The 13,887-nt window shown below is 68.2% G+C and carries 13 protein-coding genes; 9 read left to right on the top strand and 4 right to left on the bottom strand.

Going from position 1 to position 13,887, the window contains the following annotated elements:
• Positions 1-2: 2 nt before the first annotated feature.
• From ACWGCN_RS10505 to ACWGCN_RS10495, 3 genes are all read left to right on the top strand, one after another.
• On the top strand, positions 3-956 hold the full coding sequence (locus ACWGCN_RS10505) for an ABC transporter permease (protein WP_357372660.1): 954 nt from the start codon (positions 3-5) through the stop codon (positions 954-956).
• Between the two features lie 89 nt (positions 957-1,045).
• Complete coding sequence (locus tag ACWGCN_RS10500; protein WP_452457641.1) at positions 1,046-1,861, top strand: ABC transporter permease; 816 nt, start codon at positions 1,046-1,048, stop codon at positions 1,859-1,861.
• Positions 1,858-3,483 carry a dipeptide ABC transporter ATP-binding protein gene (locus ACWGCN_RS10495; RefSeq protein WP_452457590.1) on the top strand — a complete coding sequence of 542 codons (1,626 nt, stop codon included), beginning with the start codon at positions 1,858-1,860 and terminating at the stop codon, positions 3,481-3,483. Before ACWGCN_RS10500 ends, ACWGCN_RS10495 begins: the two co-directional genes overlap by 4 nt.
• Here the strand turns inward: ACWGCN_RS10495 and ACWGCN_RS10490 are convergent.
• Positions 3,472-4,314 (bottom strand): LLM class flavin-dependent oxidoreductase, encoded by an 843-nt coding sequence (locus ACWGCN_RS10490; protein ID WP_449962620.1) that lies wholly within the window; start codon positions 4,312-4,314, stop codon positions 3,472-3,474. The genes ACWGCN_RS10495 and ACWGCN_RS10490 overlap by 12 nt on opposite strands.
• On the bottom strand, positions 4,311-4,967 hold the full coding sequence (locus ACWGCN_RS10485) for a TetR/AcrR family transcriptional regulator (RefSeq protein ID WP_378994926.1): 657 nt from the start codon (positions 4,965-4,967) through the stop codon (positions 4,311-4,313). Before ACWGCN_RS10485 ends, ACWGCN_RS10490 begins: the two co-directional genes overlap by 4 nt.
• 134 nt (positions 4,968-5,101) lie before the next feature.
• On the opposite strand from ACWGCN_RS10485, the gene ACWGCN_RS10480 reads away from it, so the two are divergent.
• Positions 5,102-5,650 carry a helix-turn-helix domain-containing protein gene (locus ACWGCN_RS10480; RefSeq protein ID WP_452457589.1) on the top strand — a complete coding sequence of 183 codons (549 nt, stop codon included), beginning with the start codon at positions 5,102-5,104 and terminating at the stop codon, positions 5,648-5,650.
• Positions 5,650-7,092, top strand: coding sequence for an MFS transporter (locus ACWGCN_RS10475; RefSeq protein ID WP_452457588.1), 1,443 nt, complete (start codon positions 5,650-5,652; stop codon positions 7,090-7,092). The genes ACWGCN_RS10480 and ACWGCN_RS10475 overlap by 1 nt, the downstream gene beginning before the upstream one ends.
• 23 nt (positions 7,093-7,115) lie before the next feature.
• On the opposite strand, the gene ACWGCN_RS10470 is transcribed toward ACWGCN_RS10475, so the two are convergent.
• On the bottom strand, positions 7,116-8,084 hold the full coding sequence (locus ACWGCN_RS10470; RefSeq protein ID WP_452457587.1) for a LysR family transcriptional regulator: 969 nt from the start codon (positions 8,082-8,084) through the stop codon (positions 7,116-7,118).
• 99 nt (positions 8,085-8,183) lie between these two features.
• On the opposite strand from ACWGCN_RS10470, the gene ACWGCN_RS10465 reads away from it, so the two are divergent.
• The 4 genes from ACWGCN_RS10465 to ACWGCN_RS10450 all read left to right on the top strand — a co-directional run bounded on the left by ACWGCN_RS10465 (position 8,184) and on the right by ACWGCN_RS10450 (position 12,672).
• Positions 8,184-9,557: an MFS transporter gene (locus tag ACWGCN_RS10465; protein ID WP_452529005.1), complete on the top strand. Its 1,374-nt coding sequence runs from the start codon at positions 8,184-8,186 to the stop codon at positions 9,555-9,557.
• The gene (locus tag ACWGCN_RS10460) at positions 9,554-10,300 is read left to right on the top strand and encodes a 3-hydroxybutyrate dehydrogenase (protein WP_452460427.1); all 747 of its coding nucleotides are present in this window, start codon (positions 9,554-9,556) and stop codon (positions 10,298-10,300) included. The genes ACWGCN_RS10465 and ACWGCN_RS10460 overlap by 4 nt, the downstream gene beginning before the upstream one ends.
• Complete coding sequence (locus tag ACWGCN_RS10455; RefSeq protein WP_452460426.1) at positions 10,297-12,240, top strand: acetoacetate--CoA ligase; 1,944 nt, start codon at positions 10,297-10,299, stop codon at positions 12,238-12,240. Before ACWGCN_RS10460 ends, ACWGCN_RS10455 begins: the two co-directional genes overlap by 4 nt.
• A 195-nt stretch (positions 12,241-12,435) precedes the next feature.
• Complete coding sequence (locus ACWGCN_RS10450; protein ID WP_452460425.1) at positions 12,436-12,672, top strand: hypothetical protein; 237 nt, start codon at positions 12,436-12,438, stop codon at positions 12,670-12,672.
• A 70-nt stretch (positions 12,673-12,742) separates the two neighbouring features.
• On the opposite strand, the gene ACWGCN_RS10445 is transcribed toward ACWGCN_RS10450, so the two are convergent.
• Positions 12,743-13,873, bottom strand: a complete 1,131-nt coding sequence (locus ACWGCN_RS10445) for a GDSL-type esterase/lipase family protein (protein ID WP_452460424.1) — start codon at positions 13,871-13,873, stop codon at positions 12,743-12,745.
• Positions 13,874-13,887: the final 14 nt, after the last annotated feature.

Genomic DNA, 13,887 nt, shown 5'->3' with positions numbered 1-13,887 from the left:
GCATGGGACGGTACGTGTTACGCCGTCTCGCCCAGGCGGTCGGGGTGCTGTGGGCGGCGTACACCGTGTCGTTCTTCGTGCTCGAGTTCCTGCCGGGCGACCCGGTGTCGGCGATGGCGGGCGGCGGACTGAACTCCTCGCCGGTGGACCCGGCCGAGCTCGCCGCACTGCGGGCACAGTACGGCTTCGACAAGCCCATCGTGGTGCAGTACCTCGACTATCTGGGCCGGGCGCTGGTCGGCGACTTCGGTGATTCGGTGGCCACGGGCCGGTCGGTGACCGGCACGATCGCCGCGGCGCTACCGCCGACGCTGCAGCTCACGGCGGCGGCGCTGGTGCTCGCCGTGCTGTTCGGCGGCGGGCTCGCCGTGGCGGCCACCTACACCTCGCGGCGCTGGCTGCGGCAGGTGCTGCTGTCGCTGCCGCCGCTGGCGATCTCGATTCCGTCCTTCTGGGCGGGCCTGATGCTGGTGCAGCTGCTGTCGTTTCGGATCCGGCTGTTCCCCGCGTTCGGCAACGCCGGGCTGGCCGGGTTGGTACTGCCCGCGATCACGCTGGCCATCCCGACCGGCGCGCTGATCGCGCAGGTACTGGCGAAGAGCCTGCTGACCACCCTGGACGCGCCGTTCGTGCAAACCGCAAGGGCCAAGGGCGCCAGCCGGATCCGGGTCCATCTGCGGCACGCACTACGCAGTGCGTCGCTGCCCGCGCTCACCATCGTCGGACTGCTCGTCGGACAGCTGGTGGCCAGCGCGGTGGTGATCGAGACCGTGTTCTCGCGCAACGGACTCGGGCGGGTCATGGCGGGCGCGGTGAGCGTGCAGGACATTCCGCTCGTGCAGGGCGTTGTGGTGTTCGGCGCGTTCGTCTTCGTCGTGGTGAACCTCATCGTCGACCTGATCTACCCGGTGCTCGACCCACGGATCGTGGTCGCGCGCCCGAGGAGTTACGCGTGACCGACACCGTGCTGACCGAGGCGGCCGTCCTCCGAACCGTCGTCGACGAGTTCGACGACGAGTATCGTACGGGTTTCGACTGGCGCAGACTGCCACGGTTTTTGCTGTACCGGCCGGGTCTGGTGCTCTCGGTGGTGACGCTCGTGCTGGTGGTGCTGGCCGCGGTGTGGCCGACGCTGTTCACCGCCCGCGATCCGCTGCTCGGCGTCCCGTCGGAGATCTTCGCGCCGCCCAGCGGACAGCACTGGTTCGGCACCGACGAACTCGGCCGCGACATGTTCACCCGCGTCGTGCACGGCACCGCGCTGTCGTTGCAGGCGACGGTCATCGCGGTGGCTGTCGCGTTCGTCGTCGGGGGCGCGATGGGCCTGATCGCCGGGTTCGTCGGCCGCTGGGTCGACGACGTGCTGATGCGCTTCGCCGATGTGCTGCTGTCGATTCCGTCGCTGTTCCTGTCGTTGGCGCTGGTGACCGCGCTCGGCTACGGCACCGTGAAGGTGGCGATCGCGGTGGGTGTGGCCAGCGTGGCCGGCTTCGCCCGGGTGATGCGCGCGGAGGTGCTGCGATTACGGCAGGCGGTCTTCGTCGAGGCCGCGTGGTCGTCGGGGGCGCGCTGGTACACGGTGCTCGGCCGGCACGTCCTGCCGAACGCGATCGGTCCGGTGGTCGTGCTGGCCACCTTGGATCTCGGAACCGCCGTGCTGGCGGTGTCGTCGCTGAGCTTTCTCGGTTACGGCGCGGTGCCACCGGCGCCGGAGTGGGGCTCGCTCATCTCGAGCGGCCGGAACTATCTCGCCAACGCGTGGTGGATCTCGACGCTGTCGGGCCTCATGGTGGCGTTCGTCGTGCTCGCGACCAACCGGATCGCGCGGGCACTCGATGGAGAGTGGGCGAATCGACGATGACCGGGAATCTGCTGGAAGTGCGTGGCCTGTCGATCTCCTACCGCACCAGTACCGGGCGGGTGCGCGCGGTAGGGGCGGTCGACCTGGACATCGCGCCGGGCGAGATCGTCGCGCTGGTCGGAGAATCCGGCTCGGGCAAGAGCTCGACCGCGCATGCCATCACCGGGTTGCTACCGGCCGCGGGGCACATCGACGCGGGACGGATCCAGTTCGGCAACAGGGACCTGGCGAGAGCGGGAGACAGGGAGCTGCGCGCGATTCGCGGTGCGCAGATCGGCTTGATCCCGCAGGACCCCGGTGTCTCGCTGAATCCGGTGCAGCGCATCGGCACACAGGTCGCCGAGGTCCTGCTCATCCACGGCCTGGCGACCCGGCGCTCAGCGCCGGAGGCAGTGGTGGACCTGCTCGAGCGAGCCGGGATGCCCGACGCGAAGACCCGTGCCGAGCAGTATCCGCACGAACTCTCCGGTGGCATGCGCCAGCGGGCGCTCATCGCGATCGCCATCGCCGCGAACCCGGCGCTGATCATCGCCGACGAACCGACCAGCGCGCTGGATGTCACCGTGCAGCGACGCATCCTCGACCACATCACGAGCCTGACCGAAACCCTCGGCACCGCAGTGCTTCTGGTCACCCATGACCTCGGCGTCGCCGCCGACCGGGCCCAGCGGATCGCGGTGATGTCGCGGGGCCGGATCGTGGAGAGCGGGCCGACCCGCGAGATACTCGACAACCCGCGCGACCCGTACACCCAGCAGCTGTTGCGCAGCGTGCCCGGACGTGCCGGTGTCCGGGCCCGGCCATGTCGGCCGGGCGCCGAACCGTTGCTCGCGGTCGAGAACTTGGTGAAGGAGTTCCCGCTGCCACGCGCGAAGATCCGCGCGAAGATCGTCCGTGCCGTCGACGGTGTGAGCTTCTCGCTGCACCGCGGGGAGACCCTGGCCCTGGTGGGGGAGTCGGGGTCGGGCAAGTCCACCACGGCCAGAATGATTCTGCGCCTTGCCCCACCGACGTCGGGGCGCGTCGTGTTCGACGGCGACGACGTGACGGCCAGCAAAGGCGCGCGATTGCGGGAGCTGCGGCGCCGCGCCCAGGTGATCTATCAGAATCCGTACGAGTCACTGGATCCGCGGTTCTCGATCCAGGATGTGATCAGCGAGCCGCTGCGGGTCTTCGGCGTCGGTGACCGCGCCTCGCGGGCGGCGCGGGCGCGCGAACTGCTCGACCGGGTCGCGCTTCCCGCGTCGACGCTGGGACGCAGGCCCGCGGAACTGTCCGGCGGACAGCGTCAGCGGGTCGCGATCGCCAGGGCGCTGGCCCTGTCGCCGGAACTGGTGGTCTGCGACGAACCGGTCTCGGCCCTGGACGTCTCGGTGCAGGCGCAGATCCTCGACCTGTTCGCCGAGCTGCAAGCCGACACCGGCGTGGCCTACCTGTTCATCTCGCACGATCTGGCGGTGGTGCGCCAGATCGCCCATCGGGTCGCTGTCATGCGACAGGGTCGCATTGTCGAGATCGGCACCACCGAGCAGCTTTTCGACGATCCGGTTCACGAATACACCCGTCAGCTGCTGGCCGCCATCCCCGGCACCGACCTCGTCGACGGGAGCTCAGGTACCTGACAGCAGACTCACCACGGGCGCCAGCTCGCGCGCCGCGTCGTCGTCGAGAACGATGTAGGAGATCCCGAACTCGTCGCGAAGACGGCGCAGCTGGTCGGCCGCCTGCGCGGGCGATCCGGTGAGCAGGTTCGGGGCATCATCGGGGATCGGCGGACCGATGGTGCTCGTCGGGGTGCTGAAGCGCAGTGCCCGTTCGATGTCGGAAAGCCGTGGGCCCGCCGCACTCTCGAGCCACTCGACCTGACGGGTGAGCTGATCGCGGGAGAAGGTGCTGAACGCGACGGTATCGGCTTCGGCCGCGGCGAGTTCGGTCGCCCGACGCCCGCCCGCGGCGAGCAGCAGCGGCACCTTCCGCGGCGGCGGGGGAACCAGGGTCGTTCCGGTGTTCGCGTAGTGGGCGCCGGTCGCCTCGACCCGCTCACCGCGAAACAGTGCGTTGACGATGCCCACCGACTCGGCGAGGCGCTCGAACCGAATCCGGTCGGACTCGGCCGCGATCCCGAGTTCGCCGTAGCCGATGGCGGTTTGGCCGGCGCCGAGCCCGAGCTGGAAGCGGCCGCCCGACACCAGGTCCAGGGTGGCGGCTTCGCGGGCGAGAACGAACGGATTGCGGAAGTCGTTGGCCAGCACCCACGTTCCGACCCCGAGCGTGGTCGTCGCCGCGGCGGCGTAGGCGAGCGCGGTCAGTGGCGCGGGCACCGGTGCGGGCAGGTCGGGCAGCAGCAACGCCGAGATCCCGGTGTCCTCGGCCCATCGCGCGGTCGAGGTCCATGCCTTCGGGTCGGCGGGGGAAACGGTGACGAGGCCGAATCGAAAAGGTTGGTGGCTCACGAGTTCTCCGGTGTCCCATAGGCGCGCAGGAAGGTGTCGACGGCAGCGGTGGCGACCGCGTGCATCTCGGCGGTGGAGACCTTGCGGGTGCCCAGGCGGGTGCGGCCCTCCATCGGGCCGGTGATCAGCACGAGGAACTGTTCGGCGGCGATCGCCGGATCGCTCGCGCGCAGGTGGCCCGACAGCGACAAGCGCGCCAGCCGATCCGCGAGCGCGTCGCCGAGCTGATCAGAGGTCCGGCTCACCACGACGTCCATCAGGTCGGGAAACTGCGCGACCTGACCGTAGGTGAGCCAGCGCAGCGACCGGGACTGCTCGGTACAGCAGGACCGGATCAGTCGGTACGCCACGTCTTCCAGGGTGGCGCGCAGATCCTCACCAGGATTGCGCAAGCGTTCGACCACCGCCAGATTCTCGGCCAGCACCGCATCGCTCACGGCGGCCAGCGTGTGCCGGAACAGCGTTTCCTTGTCGTTGAGGTGGTTGTAGATGGTCGGTTTGGCGACACCGGCGACCTCGGCGATCTCCTGCACGCCCGCCTGCGCGTACCCGCGGCGAGCGAAGACGACGAACGCCGCGTCCAGGATCGCCTGCCGCTTGTCGATCCGTCCACGCGAGGCCGACTGTCCGGTCGGCGGTGTTGCTACAGCCATCCATGAACCATAGCGCAATTGCGGACTGAGTTGCCTGACGGGTTCATTCTTATATACCGAGTTGCGAGGTGTATGCGAGGACATTAAAGTGAACCAGCAAGTTCAATTGCTCTGTTCCACGTCGGGAGATATCTATGATGCAAACCCCCGGAGACAGGCTCGATCCGCTTGCCCGCCAGCATGTTCGCCGAGGCGGAACCCGCCCGCCGAACAAACGCGGCGCGGTGATCGGTCTCGAGGCCGAGCCGTGGCTGGAGATCCTGCAGGCACCCGACCGAAACGGGTTGACGGTGACCGAGGTGTGCCGGCGATACAACATCTCGCGCAAGAGCTACTACAGCTATCTCGCGCGCTACCGGGAACACGGCGTGGCGGGCTTGGCGCCGCGGTCGCGCCGCCCGAAGAGTTTCCCCGCCCGCACGTCGGCCGACATCGAGGCCGTCGTGGTGCGGGTCCGGCTGGACCGCCCGCAGTGGGGCGCACGCAGAATCCGGACGCACCTGCTGCGAGCCGGATCGGCCCGTGTCCCGGCCGTGTCGACAGTGCACGCGATCCTGCGCCGGCACGGTTTGGTCGGCGACGGGTCGGACCACGTGGCGCCGAACACAGCGTTGACGGCGTCTGCGCCGGAGCCATCGACGACCACACACCGGACACCTAGCCACGCAGGGAGCTACACCTGATGAGCACATCGACTTCCACCCGAGACGACGCGACCGAAGCGCTGTACCCGCGGCGCTGGGCCGCGATGGTCGTGCTCGTCCTGGGATTCACCCTGGACCTGCTCAACGTCACCATCGTCAACGTCGGCCTCCCGGCGATCCAGGCCGACCTCGGGGGAACTCCGTCCCAGGTCGGCTGGATCGCGACGGCCTATCTGCTCGCTTTCGCGGCAGCGCTGATCACCGCGGCCCGACTGGGCGACCTGTGGGGCCGCAAACGGGTCTTCCTCGTCGGTTTGGCGCTGTTCGCTCTCTCCGGAGCTTGGTCGGCACTCGCGAACAGCCCCACCGAACTGATCGCCAGTCGCGCTGCCCAAGGCGCGGCCGCGGCGATCCTGGCGCCGCAAGTTCTGTCCAGCCTGTTCGTGCTGTTCCGCGGCCCCGAACGCGCCACTGTCCTGGGCATATTCGGTGTGGTCGCCGGACTCGCGCAGGCCGGCGGGCTGCTGCTCGGTGGCGTCCTGGTCACCGCGGACGTCGCCGGTCTCGGTTGGCGCGCGATCTTCTGGGTCAGTGTCCCGGCGGCCGTCATTCTGCTCGGCCTCGGCGCCTGGCTGGTCCCGGAGAACCGTGCCGAAGGTGCGCTGCGGCCACGATGGCTCGCCGCGGTCGGCCTGACCGTCGGATTGGTCGCCATCGTGTTCCCGCTGTTGGAAGGCCGCACCTATGACTGGGCACCGTGGATCTGGCTGTTGCTGGTCGCGGGCATCGCCGCGGTGGCGCTCGTCGCCATCGTCGAGAATCGCGATGCCGTCGGCCGGGCCGGCGCGCTCTTGCCACTGGAGCTGCTCCGCGCGCGCATCAGCAGTGTCGCCCTTGTTGTTCAGCTGGTCGCCTTCGCCGCCTTCAGCGGATTCCTGCTCGTGTTCGTTCTCTGGCTCCAAGAGGGTCAGGGCTACACCGCGCTGCGCGCAGGCGTCGTGACCGTCGCGTTCTCGGTCGGCGGACTGGCGGTCGCCCCGCTGGTGGGACGGCTCACCATGCAGTTCGGCCGCTACGCCGTCGTCGCCGGTACCCTTTTCGGCGCCGTCGGCACCTTGGCGGTGCTGGGCGCGGCACTGACCGCGACCACCGATGTGAATCCATGGCTGCTCGCGCCGGGGCTGTTCGTCGTCGGTGTCGGCATCAACCTGGTCCAGCCGCCGTTGACGACCTTGTTCCTGTCGACGGTGCCGACGCGATACGCGGGGTCGGCGTCGGGGATCTGGACCACCGGCCAGCAGTTCGGTGGCGCAGTGGGTGTCGCGTCCCTGAGCGCGATCTTCTTCGGGGTCGCCGCCAGTGACGGCTACCGCAGCGCCCTGACGGCGTGCGCCCTGACGATCATCGCGGCGCTGGTGGTGAGTGCGGCGCTCTGCTTCGCGTTGCCTTCACCGGAGCCCGCACCAGAAGCAGCCGCCTGAGATCCCCTGCGGAAGCAACGTGTCTACTCGGCGTCGTGGTCGCCGAGTAGCTCCGCGCAGCGTTCGTGGACCGTAGCCCGCAGTGCCTCGACGACCGCCGCGACTTCGGGGCGCCGCAGGGTTTCGCGCCGGGCGACGAGCCAGTAGGTGAGCTGGACGCGGACCTCGTCGGGCAGGACCCGGACGAGGTCGGCGTGGCGGTCGGCCATGAAGCAGGGGAGTAGCCCGATCCCCGCGGCGGCCCTGGTGGCTTCCACGTGGACGAAGACATTGGTCGAGGAGACGGATCGGCGCAGGGTGGGGGCGAAAGCGAGGGCCAGGTCGAGGTCGTCGACCTGGAGGATGGATTCGATGAAGTAGACCAGCGGGTGGCGGGTGAGTTCGGCGACGGTGGTCGGGACGCCGTGTTCGGCGAGATAGTCGCGGGAGGCGTAGAGGCGAAGGCAGTAGTCGCCGAGTTCGATCGCTTCGGCGCGGTGGACCTGCGGTGTACCGACCACCACTTCGATATCGAGGCCGGTTCGCTGGGTGGATGCTCGCCGGGTCGCGGCGATGATGTCGACGGTGACGCCCGGATGTCTGCGCTGCACGCGCACCGCGGACGGTGGCGCGAGGTAGGCGCTGAAACCGTCGGTGGCCGAAATCCGCACCACGCCTTCGAGTGTGCGTTCGCCCGCGCTCGAGCCGAGGGATCGGACGGCGGCCTCGACGGCTTCGGCCGCTGTCAGTGCCTCCCGGCCCAGGTCGGTGAGCTCCCAGCCGCCGGTGACCCGGGTCAGCACCCGTCCGCCCATGGCATGTTCGAGGGCGGCGATGCGACGCGAGATCGTCGTGTGGTTGATGCCGAGCTCTTCGGCGGCGGTGATGTAGCGCCCCGACCGGCCGACCGCGAGGAGCACGAGCAAATCATCAGCGCTCGGCCTGCGTCCCGAGGTCGACGAAGAATGACTCACATGTGCAGTTTCGCAGATTGCTGCTGCGAAACTGGCCATTGTCACCGAGATGGATCTGCACGAATACTCTCCTCACGGCTTGTGGGCCACATCACATCGACGGCGTGATGTGGCCTGGAACATCGAAGGAGTAGTGCGATGAGCGTGCGGAACGCGATACGACCGACCGGCGACGACCCGGATGAAGCCCCCAGCGGACTGCGGCGGGTCGTGGCCGCCTCGATGGCGGGCACCGTCGTCGAATGGTACGAATTCTTCCTCTACGGCACCGCCGCGACCCTGGTGTTCAGCAAGGTGTTCTTCTCCAAGGACACCAGCGACCTCGACGCGATCCTGGCCGCCTTCATCACCTACGCCGTCGGTTTCGCGGCGCGCCCGCTCGGCGGCATCGTCTTCGGCTACTTCGGTGACCGATACGGCCGCAAGCAGTTGTTGCAGGTGAGTTTGGTGCTCGTCGGTGCGGCGACCTTCCTGATGGGCTGTCTGCCGACCTTCGCCCAGATCGGCTATTGGGCACCGGCGATGTTGGTGATCCTGCGCTTCGTCCAGGGCTTCGCGATCGGCGGCGAATGGGGCGGCGCGGTGCTGCTGGTGGCCGAACACAGCCCGAGTCGCAGTCGCGGCTTCTGGTCGAGCTGGCCGCAGGCCGGCGTACCCGCGGGCAATCTGCTCGCCACGATCGTGCTGCTGGTGCTGACCTCGACCCTGTCGGACGCGGCGTTTTTGAGCTGGGGCTGGCGCGTGGCGTTCTGGCTGTCGGCGGTGGTCGTGCTGGTCGGCTACTACGTGCGCACCAAGGTGACCGACGCCCCGATCTTCGTGGCCGCGCAGCAGTCGATGGACCAGGCCAAGGCCGCCTCGTTCAGCCCGTTCGAGGTGCTGCGCAAGTACCCGCGCGGTGTGTTCACCGCGATGGGTCTGCGCTTCGGCGAGAACATCATGTACTACCTGGTCGTCACGTTCTCGATCACCTATCTCAAGGTTCACGTGCACGCCGACACCACGACGATTCTGTGGTGGCTGCTCATCGCCCACGCCGTGCACATGGTGGTGATTCCGGTAGCTGGTCGCCTCGGTGACCGTGTCGGGCGCCGCCCGGTCTACCTGGCCGGCGCGGTCGCCGCGGCCACCTGGGGCTTCTTCGCCTTCCCGATGATGGACAGCGGCAACAGTGCGATCATCTTGTCCGCCATCATCATCGGGCTGGTGTTCCACGGATTCATGTACGCCGGTCAGCCGGCGATCATGGCGGAGATGTTCCCGACCCGGATGCGCTACTCCGGTGTGTCGCTGGGCTACCAGGTCACCTCGATCGTGGCGGGTTCGCTGGCGCCGATCATCGCGGTCAAGCTGCTCGACGAGTTCGGTTCGTCGGTCCCGATCGCCTGGTACCTGGCGTTCGCGGCGGCGGTCACCGTGATCGCGGTGGTGTGCGCGAAGGAGACCCGCGGCATCGACCTCGAATCTGTCGACCTCGCCGACGCCTCCGCCACGAAAGGTGTTGCCGCATGACCGATCTCATGGGACGCAGAGCTCTGGTCACCGGTGGGGCGAGCGGTATCGGCGCCGCGTGCGCGCGGGAGCTGGCCGCGCGCGGCGCCGAGGTCACCGTCGCCGACATCGACGGAGTCGCCGCGAAGGCGGTGGCGCACGAAATCGGCGGGCATGCTTGGAGCGTCGATCTGCTCGGAGTCGAGGCGCTGGCCGAATTGCGGCTCGAGACCGACATTCTCGTCAACAACGCGGGCGTGCAAAGCGTGAGCCCCATCGAGGATTTCGCACCCCACCGGTTCCGCGCCATGCAGACCCTGATGGTCGAAGCGCCGTTCCTGCTCATCCGCGCTGCCCTCCCGCACATGTATGCACGGGGTTTCGGCCGGATCGTGAACATCTCCTCGGTGCACGGGATCCGCGCCTCCCAGTTCAAGGTCGCGTACGTGACGGCCAAACACGGACTGGAAGGGCTGTCGAAGGTGACCGCGCTCGAAGGCGGCCCGCACGGGGTCACCAGCAACTGTGTGAGCCCCGGATATGTGCGAACCCCGCTGGTGGACAAGCAGATCGCCGAGCAGGCCGCCGCGCACGGGATCCCGGCGCAGGAGGTGCTCGAGAAGGTGCTGCTCACCGAGAGTGCGATCAAACGGCTGATCGAGCCGCACGAGGTCGCGGCGCTGGTCGGTTGGCTCGCCTCCGACACCGCGGGCATGGTCACCGGCTCGTCCTATGTCATGGACGGCGGGTGGAGCGCCCGATGACCGCAGTGGCATCGGCACCGCAGTGGGTGCCGGACGACAACGACATCGCCCGAGCTCGGATCACCGACTTCGCGCGGTTCGTGGCCGAGCGGCACACCGTCGCGGTGCCCGACTACCACGCGTTGTGGCAGTGGTCGGTCGACGATCTGGACGGATTCTGGGGTTCGGTATGGGACTACTTCGAACTCGGCGACCGCCCCGGTCCGGTGCTGGCCTCTTCGGAAATGCCAGGGGCGCGATGGTTTCCCGAGGTTCGGCTGAACTATGTCGACCAGGTGATCCGGCAGGCCCGCCCCGATCGTCGCGCGATCGTGTCGGTGGCGGAGGACGGGTCGGTCAGCGAGTTGTCGTGGGACGATCTGCTCGACCAGGTGGCGGCGTTCGCGCAGACGCTGCGCGGCTTGGGTGTTCGGGCAGGGGACCGGGTCGCCGGGTACCTGCCCAACATCCCCGAGGCGGTGATCGCCTTCCTGGCGACCGCGAGCATCGGCGCTGTGTGGAGTGCGTGCGGGCAGGACTACTCGGCGAAGGCGGCGCTGGACCGGCTCGGGCAGCTCGAGCCGGTGGTGCTGGTGACGTGTACGGGTTACCGCTACGCAGGCAAGCAGCACCGGCGATCCGACGAGATCACCGAACTGCGCGCCGGTCTGCCCACGGTGGTGGCGACGATCGTGGTGTCGCAGGAGCGGCTGTCCGGCACGCTGAACTGGGCGGATGTCACCGCCGGTGGCGATCGATCCACGCTCTCGACGGCAGAGGTGGGTTTCGACCATCCGCTCTGGGTGCTCTACTCCTCGGGCACGACAGGTCTGCCCAAGGGCATCGTCCACGGTCACGGCGGGGTGCTCCTCGAGCACCTGAAAGCGATGGCGCTGCAGTCGGACATCGGTGCCGACGACACCTTTCTCTGGTACACCAGCCCGAGCTGGATGATGTGGAACTTCCAGGTCGCCGGCCTGCTGGTCGGCGCGACCATCGTCTGCTACGCGGGTAGCCCTGGCTATCCGGCCCCGGATGCGCTGTGGGACATCGCCGCTCGAGTACGCGCGACAGTTCTCGGCACCAGTCCCGGCTATGTGCTGACCTGCGCGAAGGCAGGTGTGGTGCCGCGGCGTGAACACGACCTGACGGCCTTGCGCCTGATCGGTGTCACCGGGTCGGCGCTGCCTCCGTCGTCGTCGATCTGGTTGTGCGACAACGTCGGTGCGCACATTCCGGTCGCGTCGATCAGCGGCGGCACCGACGTGGTCTCGGCCTTCGCGGGCGGGGCGCGAACCGTCCCGGTCCGGCCCGGAGAGCTGTCCGCCCCCTACCTGGGGGTGGCCCTGGAAGCCTGGGACGAACAGGGCAACCCGGTGCACGGCGAAGTCGGCGAACTCGTCATCACCGAGCCCATGCCCTCCATGCCCGTCGGATTCTGGAAGGATCCGGACGGAACTCGGTATCGCGCAGCCTATTTCGACACCTTTCCCGGTGTATGGCGCCACGGCGACTGGATCACCCGTACCGAACACGGCAGCGTGATCGTGCACGGCCGGTCCGACTCCACTCTCAACCGCCACGGGATCCGCATGGGCAGCGCCGACATCTACCAAGCGGTGGAACAGCTCCCGGAAATCGCCGACTCCCTGGTCATCGGCGCGGAGCAACCCGACGGCGGCTACTGGATGCCCCTGTTCGTCGTGCTCGCCGACGGCATCACCCTGACCGACGACCTGACTGCCGGGATCCGCGCGATCATCCGCACCCGGACTTCCCCGCGCCACGTCCCGGACGACATCATCATCGCCCCCGGCATCCCCCGAACCCGCACCGGCAAGAAGCTGGAAGTCCCCATCAAGAAGCTTCTCCAGGGCGCCGATCCCACGACCGTCGTGGATCCCAGCGCCGTCGACGACCCCGCACTGCTCGCTTGGTACGCCCGATTCGCCCGAACATAGCTTGCTGGTGACACGCGCTGAAACCATGGTGTCGATCGGCGTGCGGCGTCACGATCTACGCAACATTCGCCGAGAAGAACGCTTGTTGTGGACGCTTGGTCATGTTGTAATCCAGATGTTTGCTGATGAATGTCGGCGGCGCTGGTTGCTTGTGCCCGAGCGACCGCCGAGACCGTTCGGAAGGGTGGGGACGCGATGGTGCGACGCACGGAGAAGAGGTCGGAGACGATCGCGGGGGACGCCGGCGATGTTCCCGTGGTCGAGTTCGCGGACAGTCCGCTGACCTCGGACCGGGTCGAACGGCTGAGTTCGGCGGCCCGCCATCGGATCGCGGCCTTCGTGCACACCACCCTGGCCGATCTGGACGAACTACCCGAGCCCTGGGTCCCACCCATCGAGGTGACCCTGCGGTTGACCGACCGCGAGCACTGAGCGCTCTTGCCGAACAGCACGCTCGCACCGAAGCGGACACGGTGCGAGCGTGCTGATCTCGATCGATATGTCAGCGGAAGAGGGCGGTGAGATCGACGGTGGCTGCCATTGCCGCAGCGCCCGCGTCGTTGAGGTGCATGCCGTCGCCGCTGTCGAACTCGGGGCGGATGTAGTCGCGACGGTGCGGGTCGGCCACGGCGCGATCGACGTCGAAGATCGAATCGAAAACGTCGGTGGTGCGCAGCCATTCGTTGACGGCGTGGCGAGTCGGCTGGGTTTCCAGCAGCGGCATGCCGGGGTAGACGCAGCCTGCGTAGGGGCCGATGGTGGCGGCGTGGATGCGCAGTCCGGCGGCGTGGGCGCGCGCGGCCAGGTCGGTGAAACCGGCGATCAATTCCTCGGTGGTCGCGGAAGGCTGGCCGCCCATCGCGCCGAGGATGAGGTCGTTGATACCGAAATTGATGAGGATGTCGGTGACACCGGGGACCTGCAACGCGTCGGAGTCGAAACGGCGTACACCGGATTCGCCGATCTCCTCGGCGGTGAGACGATTGCCCGCGATGCCGTTGTTGACGACCCATCCCGTGGTGAGGCGGGCGTTGAGAACGTCGACGGAGCGGTGATTGGCGCTCAGCGTGGTGCCGACGCCTTCGAACCAGGAATCGCCGAACGCGACGGCGACCGCCGTCGGATCGGTGACGAGCACGTCGATCCCGGTGACGAAGAAGCGCAACGGAACCTCGTGGGCACCGGTGAGTTCCACGTCCGCAGTGTGGTCGCCGGTGACGATGTAGGCGATCTCACCGGGTTGGTGGGAGAAGGTGGCCAGGCCGGTCGACGCCGGGATGTACAGGCTGAGCAGCAGGTCTTCGCCCGCGGCGACCGCCAGATCGATCGGATCGCTCACGAGGTCGGCGCCCGCGTCGATGGTGACGTCCGCCGCGCCACCGAACGTGACCTCGCGATCCGTGCCGATCGCCGAACCGGTCTTGCGCTGGGCGAGCCGGGTGGCACCGATCCGCAGCGGGGCGGCGCCGTAGCGGTTGGTCAACCGCACGCGCACCGCGTCGCCGCCGCCTGCCATGTGCAGGACGTGGCGCACGGTCTCGTCGCTGAACTCCCGTGATTCGGCGAGCTTGATCTGCTCGTTCGGGTCGATGACACCGGTCCGGAAACCGGCTACCCACGTGCTGTTCTGCATGATCTCTCCGATAT

This window comes from Nocardia sp. NPDC055050 (genome assembly GCF_053608345.1).
The sequence above is the reverse complement of the archived record's forward strand: the minus strand, read 5'-3'. Positions and strand labels throughout refer to the sequence as shown.

What these genes read in the sequence shown, in the direction of transcription:
- ACWGCN_RS10455 (WP_452460426.1), top strand. Translation starts at nt 10,297, where the DNA reads ATGACCGCAGTGGCATCGGCACCGCAGTGGGTGCCGGACGACAACGAC.
- ACWGCN_RS10480 (WP_452457589.1), top strand. Translation starts at nt 5,102, where the DNA reads ATGATGCAAACCCCCGGAGACAGGCTCGATCCGCTTGCCCGCCAGCAT.
- ACWGCN_RS10505 (WP_357372660.1), top strand. Translation starts at nt 3, where the DNA reads ATGGGACGGTACGTGTTACGCCGTCTCGCCCAGGCGGTCGGGGTGCTG.
- ACWGCN_RS10470 (WP_452457587.1), bottom strand. Translation starts at nt 8,084, where the DNA reads ATGGCCAGTTTCGCAGCAGCAATCTGCGAAACTGCACATGTGAGTCAT.
- ACWGCN_RS10475 (WP_452457588.1), top strand. Translation starts at nt 5,650, where the DNA reads ATGAGCACATCGACTTCCACCCGAGACGACGCGACCGAAGCGCTGTAC.
- ACWGCN_RS10465 (WP_452529005.1), top strand. Translation starts at nt 8,184, where the DNA reads ATGAGCGTGCGGAACGCGATACGACCGACCGGCGACGACCCGGATGAA.
- ACWGCN_RS10445 (WP_452460424.1), bottom strand. Translation starts at nt 13,873, where the DNA reads ATGCAGAACAGCACGTGGGTAGCCGGTTTCCGGACCGGTGTCATCGAC.
- ACWGCN_RS10495 (WP_452457590.1), top strand. Translation starts at nt 1,858, where the DNA reads ATGACCGGGAATCTGCTGGAAGTGCGTGGCCTGTCGATCTCCTACCGC.
- ACWGCN_RS10450 (WP_452460425.1), top strand. Translation starts at nt 12,436, where the DNA reads ATGGTGCGACGCACGGAGAAGAGGTCGGAGACGATCGCGGGGGACGCC.
- ACWGCN_RS10460 (WP_452460427.1), top strand. Translation starts at nt 9,554, where the DNA reads ATGACCGATCTCATGGGACGCAGAGCTCTGGTCACCGGTGGGGCGAGC.
- ACWGCN_RS10485 (WP_378994926.1), bottom strand. Translation starts at nt 4,967, where the DNA reads ATGGCTGTAGCAACACCGCCGACCGGACAGTCGGCCTCGCGTGGACGG.